At 68.5% G+C, this 11344-nt stretch carries 10 protein-coding genes; 5 read left to right on the forward strand and 5 right to left on the reverse strand.

The features are described 5' to 3' along the window. Positions 1-804: 804 nt before the first annotated feature. The 4 genes from VFW71_00670 to VFW71_00685 all read left to right on the forward strand — a co-directional run bounded on the left by VFW71_00670 (position 805) and on the right by VFW71_00685 (position 4877). Positions 805-1296, forward strand: coding sequence for a hypothetical protein (locus VFW71_00670; GenBank protein ID HEU5001277.1), 492 nt, complete (start codon positions 805-807; stop codon positions 1294-1296). Positions 1297-1426: 130 nt separating this feature from the next. Continuing rightward, positions 1427-2575: a hypothetical protein gene (locus VFW71_00675; protein HEU5001278.1), complete on the forward strand. Its 1149-nt coding sequence runs from the start codon at positions 1427-1429 to the stop codon at positions 2573-2575. After that, positions 2572-3045, forward strand: a complete 474-nt coding sequence (locus tag VFW71_00680; GenBank protein HEU5001279.1) for a hypothetical protein — start codon at positions 2572-2574, stop codon at positions 3043-3045. Before VFW71_00675 ends, VFW71_00680 begins: the two co-directional genes overlap by 4 nt. A 74-nt stretch (positions 3046-3119) precedes the next feature. Further along, on the forward strand, positions 3120-4877 hold the full coding sequence (locus tag VFW71_00685) for an Ig-like domain-containing protein (protein HEU5001280.1): 1758 nt from the start codon (positions 3120-3122) through the stop codon (positions 4875-4877). Between the two features lie 45 nt (positions 4878-4922). Here VFW71_00685 and VFW71_00690 read toward each other — a convergent pair whose 3' ends face one another. From VFW71_00690 to VFW71_00710, 5 genes are all read right to left on the reverse strand, one after another. After that, positions 4923-5198: a hypothetical protein gene (locus VFW71_00690; protein ID HEU5001281.1), complete on the reverse strand. Its 276-nt coding sequence runs from the start codon at positions 5196-5198 to the stop codon at positions 4923-4925. Then, entirely contained in the window at positions 5195-6268 is a 1074-nt protein-coding gene (locus VFW71_00695) for a GntG family PLP-dependent aldolase (protein HEU5001282.1), read from the reverse strand. The genes VFW71_00690 and VFW71_00695 overlap by 4 nt, the downstream gene beginning before the upstream one ends. Positions 6269-6344: 76 nt before the next feature. Continuing rightward, entirely contained in the window at positions 6345-7397 is a 1053-nt protein-coding gene (locus VFW71_00700) for an alpha/beta fold hydrolase (GenBank protein HEU5001283.1), read from the reverse strand. Positions 7398-7511: 114 nt separating this feature from the next. Next, complete coding sequence (locus VFW71_00705) at positions 7512-8819, reverse strand: glycosyltransferase 87 family protein (GenBank protein ID HEU5001284.1); 1308 nt, start codon at positions 8817-8819, stop codon at positions 7512-7514. A 101-nt stretch (positions 8820-8920) separates the two neighbouring features. Further along, positions 8921-10099, reverse strand: a complete 1179-nt coding sequence (locus tag VFW71_00710) for an aminotransferase class I/II-fold pyridoxal phosphate-dependent enzyme (protein ID HEU5001285.1) — start codon at positions 10097-10099, stop codon at positions 8921-8923. Positions 10100-10234: 135 nt separating this feature from the next. Between VFW71_00710 and VFW71_00715 the strand changes: the two genes are divergently transcribed. Next, positions 10235-11308, forward strand: coding sequence for a hypothetical protein (locus tag VFW71_00715; protein HEU5001286.1), 1074 nt, complete (start codon positions 10235-10237; stop codon positions 11306-11308). Positions 11309-11344 lie beyond the last annotated feature (36 nt).

Genomic DNA, 11344 nt, shown 5'->3' on the forward strand with positions numbered 1-11344 from the left:
GCCAGCGAGTAGGACCCTTGCGTGATCGCCTCCACGCAGAGCGGGACCACACCGTGGATCTCGGCCAGTACGGTCGCTCGATCGGCGAAAGCTACGACCCCAGCCACGATCCCCGGTGTTATCCGGCAGTTACTCCTCTAGTTATTCCTCGACGTCGCCGCCCCGTCCGATAGCTGGCGCTAGAGAAACTGGACCGCCTGGTCGGTCGCCGCCTGCCCGGTGGGGGCCAGCGGGACCAATGCCCTCTCCTCGGAGGAGTCCGGCCCCGGCGTCACCACGATCGGCGACAACCTTTGAGCAGCCGGATTGAATAATCGAGGGGGGCGTCACTTCCCCTCCCTGGCCGCCACGGAGGGTGACGGCTGCTCACTAATAGCGCATAACACCCGGCCCCACCCCCCGCCTGGGGCGCGTCATACATAGTTAACAGCCGCTCCAAACGCGAGACTACTCCCGCGGTCGAGCCAAATTTTTTATCAAGGGTGTCCCACATGGTACCGATTGTGGATAATTGGCAGGGGCAGCTGGGTATTTCAAGATATTTCCATCCCACCCAGCATTAGCAATTCTTAATCTTAGTATCTGACCGATTTATCCCTGGACACTCACGACTGACGCAAGTACGGTACCGGGCGCGGTGAAAGCGGAATAAGCAGAACCGCGCGTCGGGGTGTTGCAAAGACCCGGCGTCGAAATCTGGTCGCCTGGCGCCCGGGGGAGCAAGCGGCGAACCCGACCCCCCGCCAGTTCGGTTGTCAAGCTTTGCCGCGCGAACGCGGCTGAGGCAGAAAGGAGTACAGGGGTATGAAGTTTTCATCCCGAAAGCGCAAGCTGATCGTGGGCGGCGTCGCCGCCGCTGTGTTGGCGGGTACGATCGGCGCCTTCGCGTTCTTCACCAGCACGGGCTCGGGCACCGGTTCCGGCAACGTGGGCACGGCGACGAACTGGAACGTGGTCGAGACCTCGCACACCGGGACTCTGTTGCCAGGCACGGCGACGGAGACAGTGACCTTCACCGTCACCAACGCAGGCGGAGCCGCCCAGTCGCTCAACACCGTGACCGCGACCGTTGACAGCAGCGGTGGCAACATCACCCAGGCCGGAGTCCCGATTTCCGGTTGCTCGGCAAGCTGGTTCTCGGTGACAAGCCCCTTGACCACCACGCCGGCGGTGCCGACCACTGTCGCCCCTGGGGGCACCGTCGCCGCATCGACCGTCGTCACGATGATCGAGTCCGGCACCAACCAGGACCCCTGTCAGGGCGCGGCCCCGGACATCACCGCCTTCGCCAGTTAGCGAGCATCAACATCCGTCGCTTGACGCCGGGCCGTGGCCGAACCACGGCCCGGCGCAGGCGGGCCGGACGCTACAACCTCGACGTTCAAGGCCGCAGGAAGCAACCGAGCGAAGTTCAGGGAATAGCCCTATGAGTTCCAAAGCCGGAGGAAGCAAAGCAGGGTGGGGCCGGATTGCGGTGGGCATTGCCGCGGTCGTCGGTGTCGTCGCTGGCGCCATCTGGGCCGGTTCGGCCGCCCTGGCGGCACCCGCAACCCCAAGGCCCACGATCACGTCGGGACCCGGCGACCCGACCACCTCGCGGACGGCGTCATTCACCTATGCCGACAGCAAGTCGGGAGCCTCCTTCCGCTGCGCTTTGGACTCCGGTGACTTCCACTCGTGCTCCACGAGCGGCAAGACCTACACCAACCTCTCTCTCGGTTCGCACACCTTCCGGGTGGAGGCCAGGGCGTTCTCGCTGGGCGAGAGCTCCCCGGCGTCCTGGACCTGGACCATCGTCGATCCCAATGGTCCCCCGAAGCCGGTCATCACCGAGCGGGCGGACAGCACCACACGGGACACCAACCCTGAGTTCGGGTACTACGACCTGCAGGGCAACGTTCACTTCCTGTGCTCGCTCGATGGCGGCCCGCAGGTGCACTGCACGGGTGACACCGACCACGACGGCGACAATTTCTCCAACAAGCACTGCAACTCCGACAACGACAACGAGAACGGGGACGATCGAGACGGCGATGACGACGGGCAGGGCGGCCGGAACGGTTGCTCCTTCGGCGAGATCGAGTACCACCACCTCTCGCCCGGCGAGCACTGCTTTTCGGTCGTCGCCGTAGACCGGGCCGGGACGCAGAGCACACCCGCCGAGTTCTGCTGGACGATCAAGGGCAAGAACAACAACCAGCCGTTCTCGATCAGCGGCAACGCCAGCTCGCCCTTCTTCCCGGGTGCCCCCGCCCAACCGCTGGACTTGGTCCTCACGAACCCGAACAACTACGACCTCAGAGTGACGAGCATCACAGTCGGCGTGCAGGCAGGCACGACGTCGCCCGGGGGCGGTCCCGTGCCCGCCTGCAACGGCACGACCAACATCACGGTGACCCGGCAGTTCAGCGGAACGGTGATCGTTCCGGCCAATTCGACGAAGTCGCTGACCGATCTCGGCGCGGCCGCATCGCAGTTCCCGCTCCTGCAGATGCCTGACCTACCGGTGAGCCAGGACGCTTGTCAGGGCGTCACCTTCCACATGTCGTACGCAGGAACTGGAGTGCAGGCATGAGGCGGCCGATTCTGGTTGCAATCTTCTGCGCCCTGACGATGTTGCTGAGCGCGGGCGCGGCCCGGGCCTATTTCTCTGGTAGCGGCTCCGGCACGGGAACCGCCAGCGTGGGGACGATGCAGGCCGTCACCGTGGCGGCCTACACAGGCGAGACCCTCACCTCACAGCTCTACCCGGGTGGCCCCGCCGCTGACGTGGTTCTCAAGGTCACGAATCCCAACAACTTCACTGTGACGGTCACGAGTGTGACTGCCGGGGTCGGCCCGATCACTGCTGATGGCAGCCACCCGGCCTGCACGACCACCGGGGTGACGTTCACCGCCCCAGGCACCGTGAACCTCGCTGTGCCAGCCAACACCACCGGCGCGGTCTTTCACCTGCCGGGCGCCGCCGCAATGAGCACGGCCTCGTCGAACGGTTGCCAGGGAGCGACCTTCAGCATCCCCGTCCAGATCACGGTGCACTCATGAGCAGAGGGACTCGTTCGTACGCTCGCGCCGTCAGCACCGGCCGAGCCTCGCGCCGGCTCGTCCTGGGCCTCGTGATGCTCATGATCTGTGCCACCATCGGCGGGGCCTTTGCGTTCTTCACGACCACGAACTCGAGCAACCCGGCCACCGCTGCCGCCCAGGGCCTGCCTCAGGGCGCCACACCCACCCTCGCCACCTTCGGGACCACCGTCACCGTGACCTTCGCCACGGTGAGCACCACTGGTACGCCTGCCGCCCAGGTCACCAACTACAACGTCGTTCGCTATGTGTCTGGGACCGCATCGTCCAGCCCGATCACTGGAAGCTGCAGCACCGTCGGGACCACAGTCGCCTGCGTCGACAACGCCGGCACCGGCAGCTGGCAGTACACCGACACGCCGGTCCTGGCGAACTGGACGGGCCAGGAGAGCGCCAAGAGCGCCGGCATCACCGTGGGCGCTCCGCCGCAGGTGACCTCCATCAATCGCAACGACGCCAACCCCACCAAGGCCGCCACCCTCCACTGGACGGTGACCTTCAACCAGCCCGTGGTGCACGTCTCCACGAGCAACTTCTCGCTGGCCACCAGCGGTCTGACCCGCACGCCGAGCATCTCGCTCTCGCCGGCGTCCGGGCCGGCGACGACCTACATCGTCACCGCCACCACCTCCGGCGTGTCGGGGTCGGGCACCATCGGCCTGAACCTCACCAGTGCGGGCACAATCCAGAACTCATCAGCTCAAGCTCTCGCTGGACCGCTGCCCTTCCCGGGTCAGACCTACAACTTCGACAATCAAGACCCGTCGGTGGCCATCACCCAGGTAAACGGGAACACGGTCACATTTCCCTTCTTTACCACCGGGACCGTGACCTCGATCGGCGGCACATGTGGAATAGCAACCGGCGACTTGATCACCGTAACGCTCACCGTGTCATCCCCGCCGCAGACCGGCACCACAACCTGTAATGCGGGAGGTACCTGGAACTTCACGCTTGGGACCTCGCTGACGGCCACGGGGTCATACACGGCCACCGCGTCCCAGGCGGACAGCGTCGGCAACCTCGGCACCGCAACGGTGACGATCAACATCGACCGGACGGCGCCCACCATCTCGCTCACGCAGGTCAACGGCGCCACTGTCACCTTCCCGTACGCCACCAACGCGACCTCTGTCAATTCGGTCGGTGGCAGTTGTGGAACAGCGAGTGGCGACTTGGCGCCGGTGACCGTCACAATCACGGTGCAGGCGCAGACTGGCGCGGCAAATTGTGCCAGCGGCTCTTGGACCTACACACTGGGTACGCCTCTAACGGCACAGGGCACGTATACGGCAAGCGCTAGCCAGAGCGATTCGGCGGGCAATGTCGGCGCCACAGGTGTCAAGACAATCATCATTGACCGGACCCCCCCAACGGCCACCGTCACCTTCCCAGTGACCGGAACGAGCTACTCCATCGGCAACAACGGAACAAACAGTTGGGACGGCAACTCCTGCATTGTCAACGGCGTGAGTGGGACCATGTGTGGCACGGCTGGCGACAGCGGGAGCGGCGTTGCTACGGTGCAGATTGCCGTGTTCTCGGCGACGGCGAACAAGTGGTGGGACGGCTCTTTCAATCTCACTACCGGAGCGGCCAGCTTCACCTTGTCCACTGAGACCTTCTTCACGGTCGCCGGCACCACAGCCTGGAGCCAGACCTGGAACAACCTTGCGTTTGGCCCAGCGCCAACAGGCAACCAGACGTTAGCCTTCACCGTCCAGGCTCAATCGATCGATGCAGCAGGCAACACCTCTGCGCCCGCAACGGTTTCGTTCAGCGTCAAGAAATAGACGCGCAGACTTTATTTTGCAGCGGAGGCGACCAGCGGCAGCCAGCTACGAGCGGGCCGCGATTTCCCGAAAAAGCGCTTCAGCATTTCGACCCGTGGATGCGTCGAGGGCGGACTCGCAATCCTCGAGGCTGACTAGCGCCTCCTGCTCGCCCGCCGTTACCCGGATCTTGTAGCGGATGATGTGCGGCCGGGCCCCGCCCGGGGCAGCAAACTCAACCCGCTCGTCAGACGCCGCGACCTCGGCAGTGAACTCGGAGCCTTCGCCGCCGAACCGCTCCCGCAGCCGTTCGCAGAGCTTCTCGGCCTCATCCCGGATCACCGCACCACCTCGCCGATCGCCTCCAGGGCCAGCTCGATGTCCTCGGCCGACACGTCCTTGTGCGTCACCATCCGCACCGTACCCGGCCCGAAGGTGAAGAATTTGACCCCGCTCTCCGCCAGGCGGGCGACGAACTCGTCCGGCGTGAAGCCCAAGGGCGCCGTCCGGACCATGACGATATTGGTCTCCACCCCGGGCACGTCCACCGCCCCGTCCCGCAGGGCGGCGATCCCCGATGCCAGCCGGCGGGCGTTCTCATGGTCGAGAGGGATCCGCTCCACCATCGTCTCCAGGCCCACCAGGGCGGCCGCCGCCAGGATGCCCACCTGGCGCATCCCGCCGCCCAGCAGCTTGCGGAACCGGCGAGCCTTGGCCACGAACGAAGCAGACCCAACCACCATCGACCCCACCGGGGCCGACAGCGCCTTCGAGAAAGCGAACATCAGCCCGTCGGTCAGCCGGCGGTACTCGGAGACCGGGACACCGGAGGCGGCAGAGGCGTTGAACAGGCGGGCGCCGTCCATGTAGACGGCTAGGCCGTGCTCGTCGGCGACCTTGCGCAGCGCCACCAGCTCGTCGATGGGGTAGACCGCCCCGCCCTCCTGGTTGTGGGTGTTCTCGACGGCCACCACCCGGGTCCGGGGCAGGTAATCCAGGGGCGCCCGGACCGCCTCAGCCACATCGGCGGGGTCCAGCACCCCCCGCCGGTCGGGCAGCCACCGGGGCTGCACTCCGCCGAAGGCCGAGATGGCCGCCCCTTCGTAGTGCAGGAAGTGGGCGTTGCGGGTGCACAGCACCTCGTCGCCCGGTTCGGTGAGGGACTTCAGCCCCACGAGGTTGGCCATCCGCCCGCTGGGCACGAACACCGACGCCTCGGCCCCGAAGAGCTGGTTCACCCGGGCCTCCAGCGCCTGGGCGGTGGGGTCCTCGCCCAGGAAGTCGTCGCCCACCTCGCAGGTCGCCATCGCCTGGCGCATGGCCTCGGTGGGCTTGGTGACGGTGTCGGACCGCAGATCGACCACCCGGTCCGTCGTCACGTGGACCGGGCGGGAAGACGTGTAGGCGACCACGAAAGGCAGTCTAGCGCCGGCCCTCGGCAACGAATCCCCGACGAACCTGACAGGCGCCCGCACGGCCCCCCAGACCTCAGCCCAGCAGCGGCAGCACCAATCCGCAGGCCGGCGCCTGGGCGTGCGCCGGGTCGAGGGCGTTGAGCACGTCCTGGGCCGCCACCGGGTCGGCGGCGAGGGCGATGTGGTCGGCCAGGTCGAGGGGGCACTGGTCCTGCACCACGATGTTGGTCACGTTCGGCCCGGTGAGCAGCCCGCTGGTGTACGGGGTCACTGCCTCATCCAGCCTCGTCACGATGTCGGTGAACGCCACGCCCGGCACCGCCGGGGCATCGGCGTCGAGCGCCCCCAGGAAGGCCGAGCCGGGCAGGAATTGCTGGCACGAGCCGCAGAACTGGCCCACCGCCCCCGCGGCGCCCGGGAAGGCCCCGGCCATCAACTGCGCCAGCGTGCCGATGCCGCTCAACGTCGTGCCGTGGAACACCGGCGCCAGCCCCACGTAGCGGGCCACCTTTGCCGCCCCGCCCAGGGCCTTCACGTAGTAGTACGGCATCGTGGCCCCCTCGGAGTGGCCGACGATGTCCACTTTCTGGGCGCCGGTGGCCGCCAGCACCCGGTCGATGAACCCGGCCAGCACCTGGGCGCTGGCATCCATGGGCTGCAGGCCGCCGATCTGGTCGATCCCGAGGCCGGGATCGGCGCCGTAGGTGAGCGCGAAGACGCAGTAGCCGTTGTCCGCCAGGAGGGGCGAGATCGTCTGCCAGTTCTCGGTCATGTTGGCCAGCAGGCCGTGGACCAGGACCACCGGATCGGGGTGCTCGGCGGTCGGGACGCACGACCAGTCGTTGGCCCCGGGCGGCGCCGCACCCGGCTGGGTGAGCTCGGCACGGAACCCGGCGGCAAGGCTGTAGACGACCGGGAAGCTGGGCGCAGCTGCCCGGGCCGACCCACCCGAGCCGGCCTGCGGCACCAGCACCGCCACCACGGCGACCACCAGCAGGAGCGCCACGAGGCCCACCTGCAGGCGGCCGGGCGAGCTCGCCAACCTGCGGGTCAGCCGCGGGACCGTCCACCGGGTGGGGCGGCCCGACTCCGGGTCCGGGCTCCAGGGGAATGGTTCCTTGCGCATACCCGACTCCTCCCTGGCTGATGTCTACACAAGGGAACGAGACATGACTTTATGTCATGGAGAGTCAGAACGCCAGTCGATGAGGCCAAACCCGTGGCCAGCCGCGCACGGCCGTCACACCGACGCCAACGCCTCCCGGCCCGCCTCGGCCGAACCCCGCCGCCCGGCGCCCGCCGAACCCCGCGAGGCCCGGGCCCGGCTCCACAGGTAGAGCGCCACCACCCCCAGCAGCAGCAGGCCGAACTCCACGTAGGTGTTGCCCACCAGCAGCTGCCAGCCATGCCAGTGGTATTCCCGGCCCTCGGAGTACGGCACCCGCCAGATCAACTTGACCGGCACCCAGGCGAACACGCCCAGCACCACCGCCACCACCCCGAGCGCGGCCAGCGCCCGGTGGGGCCGGATCACCGCCACCTCGAGTGCCGCCACCAGGCCGACGGGCACCCACACCCAGTGATGTGACCACGAGATCGGCGAGACGAGCAGTCCGGTCAAGGCCACGACCACCACCGCCAGCAGCTCATCGCCCTGCCGGTGCGCCCAGACCGCCAGGGCCAGCCCGCCGGCGCCCACGGCCAGGAACAAGACGATCCACCAGGGCACCGCCGGGCTCACCCCACCCAGGAGGCGGACCAGCGCGCCGTTCAACGACTGGTTGGACACGTACGCCACGCCGCCGACCCGGGACGAGTCGATGAACAGCCGGCCGAACCAGTAGTGCGCCGACGCCCCGGGGAACGCCACGAAGCCCAGCACCACCCCGCCCACGACGACACCCACAGCCCGCCCCGCGGCCCGCCAACGGCCGGTCAGGAGCAGGTAGACGATGAAGATGGCCGGGACCAGCTTGATCGCCGCCGCGATCCCCACCCCGACGCCCTTCCACCGGCTGGAGTCCGCCCGGGCGAGGTCGAGCACCACCAGGGCCACCAGCAGCAGGTTGATCTGGCCGAAGCGCAGGTTCTGCACGATGGGCTCCAGCCACAGGGCGAGGCCGGCGACGCCCAGCGTCAGGCCCACCCGGCGCTGATCCCGGGCCAGGCCCGCCATCCCCCAGGCTGCCCACACGATGGCCAGCAGGGCGAGGAGGCTGGCGACCGTGACCAGCACCCGCAGGACGGAGATGCTGAGCACGGAGGCCGCTGCGGAGAGCAGCAGCGCGAACGGCGTGTAGGTGTACGACAGGCCGTGGTAGGTGGGCGTGTAGGCGTCGTGCCCGTGCCGGGCAACGACCCCGGCCCAGCGGTAGATCTGCAGGTCCAGCATGCTCCAGGACTGGTGCGGGGTAGCCCGGGTGGCGATGAGCCAGGCCGCCAGCCCCAGGGTGAACACCGCGGCGCCGACGCTCAGGATGTGCTGGTCGAGGTCACCGAGACCGGTGTGCCCCAGCCGCTCCCGCGACCGACCAGCGGTCGCCGTCACCGGGGGCCCCGACGTGCGTGTCGCCATAACAGAACGAATGTCGGCTTGTCCGGCCCGGGAACTAAATAGCGCACGGGGGCTCCCCCGACTCCCGCCGCGGGCTAGTCCGCGCCCTGGTCCAGCGCCCGCTTGATGCCCCGGGCGGCCTGGCGGATCCGGTGCTCGTTCTCCACCAGGGCGAAGCGGACATGGCCGTCTCCTGCCCCGCCGAATCCGATGCCCGGGGCGACCGCCACCTTGGCCTCGGCCAGCAGGTGCTTGGCGAACTCCAACGACCCCATCGCCCGGAAGGGCTCCGGAATGGGGGCCCAGGCGAACATGGTGGCGGGCGGCACCGGGATGTCCCACCCCGCCCGCTCCAGGGCCGACACCAAGGCGTCCCGGCGGGCGCGGTACGTCTCCCGGATCTCCTTGGGGGCGGTCATGCACTCGTTGAGGGCGATGATGCCGGCGATCTGGATGGGCTGGAAGACCCCGTAGTCCAGGTAGGACTTCAGCTTGCCCAGGGCAGCGACGATCTCCGGGTTGCCGCACAGGAACGCCAGCCGCCAGCCCGGCATCGAGTAGGACTTCGACATCGAGAACAGCTCGACGCCGACATCGATGGCGCCCGGCACCTGCAGCATCGAGGGGGCCCGCTCGCCGTCGAAGACCAGATCGGCGTACGCCATGTCGTGGACCAGGATGATCCCCCGCGCCTTGGCGAAGGCAACCAGACGCTCGAAGAACGCCAGGTCGACCACCGCGGTGGTGGGGTTGTGGGGGAAGGACACGATGATCACCCGGGGGGGCGGCGCCATGTCCTCGACCGCGGTGGTGAGGTCGGCGAAGAAGTCGGCGCCCAGCGAGAGCGGCACCCGGCGCACGTTCGCCCCGGCGAGCACCGGGGCGTAGGTGTGGATCGGGTAGGTGGGATCGGGCACCAGGCACGAGTCGCCCGGCTCCAGCAGGATCCACATCAGGTGGCTGAGGCCCTCCTTGGCACCGATGGTGGCCAGCGCCTGGGTGTCGGGGTCCAGGGTCACCCCGTAGTTGCGCTCGTACCAGTCGGTGATCGCCAGGCGCAGCTTGGGCAGGCCCCGGGACGTCGAGTACCGATGGTTGCGCGGGTTGCGGGCCGCCTCGACCAGCTTCTCGACGATGGGCTCGGGTGTGGCGAGGTCCGGGTTGCCCATGCCGAGGTCGATGACGTCCTCCCCCGCGCGCCGGGCCGCCGCCTTGAGATCGTTGACCACGGCGAACACGTAGGGCGGGAAGCGGCCGATCCGCCGGAACTCCATGGCGCCCCAGTGTATTGGCGAGACAGGCTCCGGACTGGCCGGGGTCCTCGCCGGGCGCGCCCTACCACGACGTCAGGCCCAGGAACGGACGATTACGGCCTTTACAACTAGGCGTGGATACGCCATCCTTCCGGCATGCGGCGCCCTCGGTTCCTGCTGCCAGCCCTCCTGGCGCTCATCCTGCTCGTCGGCGTGACCCCCGCCTGGGCGGACGGCGGCCAACCGGGCGGGGGCCTGCTGGGCCTCCCGACCTCCATCCCGCTCGGCCCGCTCCAGCTGCCCTTGCTGCCGCCGATCCAACTGCCGAACATCCAGCTGCCCGCCATCCCCGGCCTGACCGCGCCAGGCAGCGCGGCCGCCGGACCGCTGGCGCCCGACGGGCTGGCCGCCTACCGCGGGCTGGGGGCCTGGATCTCGCTCTACGGCTACGGCAACCCCGGCGACCCCGCCCCCGACGCCATCGTCAGCCAGATGGCGAGCCGGGGGGTGCAGACGATCTTCGTCCAGACCGCCCGGTGGACTTCGGGCGGCGACCTCGACTTCCCGGGCGCCCTCGGTGCCCTGATCGACGATGCCCACGCCCAGGGCATGAAGGTGGTGGGGTGGTACCTGCCCGGCTTCGCGAACGTCACGACCGACATCCGCCGCAGCGCGGCGGTGCTCACCTACGTCTCGCCCGGGGGCGGCCGCTTCGATGGCTTCGCCGCCGATATCGAGGACCACGGCGCCACCGGCTCGCTGCAGCAGTTCAACGCCGGCATCACCGCCTATGCCCAGGGCCTGCGGGCGGCGGTCCCGGCCGGCACCACGCTCGGCGCCATCGTGCCTGACGCCCGCAACGACAAGCGCGCCCCGGCGCACTGGGCAGGCTTCCCCTGGCCGCAGATCGGGGCCGACTTCGACGTTGTCGAGCCGATGGCCTACTGGACGGTCACCAAGGCGAACGCCACCTGCCAGAAGGTGTCGATGGACGTCACCGCCTACATGGACGATGTCATCGCCACCACCGAGTCCCTGATGGGAGTTACCCGGCCCATGGCCCCGATGGGCGGGATCTCCAACTGCGTGACGCAGCCCGAAGTCACCCAGTACGTCGCCGCCCTGCAGGCGCACGGCGCCATCGGCGGCGGCCTGTACGACTTCTGGTCCCTGCAGGCCCGCCCCGATGCCGGGACGCTCTGGTCGGACCTCGCCGGCCTCAGGGGCTAGCGGATCCCGCCACAGTTTCCCGGAGCACAGGCAACT

It is taken from the genome of Actinomycetota bacterium, from assembly GCA_035765775.1.
Classification (GTDB): domain Bacteria; phylum Actinomycetota; class CADDZG01; order JAHWKV01; family JAOPZY01; genus DASTWV01.

What these genes read in the sequence shown, in the direction of transcription:
- VFW71_00675 (HEU5001278.1), top strand. Translation starts at nt 1,427, where the DNA reads ATGAGTTCCAAAGCCGGAGGAAGCAAAGCAGGGTGGGGCCGGATTGCG.
- VFW71_00685 (HEU5001280.1), top strand. Translation starts at nt 3,120, where the DNA reads ATGCTCATGATCTGTGCCACCATCGGCGGGGCCTTTGCGTTCTTCACG.
- VFW71_00680 (HEU5001279.1), top strand. Translation starts at nt 2,572, where the DNA reads ATGAGGCGGCCGATTCTGGTTGCAATCTTCTGCGCCCTGACGATGTTG.
- VFW71_00670 (HEU5001277.1), top strand. Translation starts at nt 805, where the DNA reads ATGAAGTTTTCATCCCGAAAGCGCAAGCTGATCGTGGGCGGCGTCGCC.
- VFW71_00710 (HEU5001285.1), bottom strand. Translation starts at nt 10,099, where the DNA reads ATGGAGTTCCGGCGGATCGGCCGCTTCCCGCCCTACGTGTTCGCCGTG.
- VFW71_00715 (HEU5001286.1), top strand. Translation starts at nt 10,235, where the DNA reads ATGCGGCGCCCTCGGTTCCTGCTGCCAGCCCTCCTGGCGCTCATCCTG.
- VFW71_00700 (HEU5001283.1), bottom strand. Translation starts at nt 7,397, where the DNA reads ATGCGCAAGGAACCATTCCCCTGGAGCCCGGACCCGGAGTCGGGCCGC.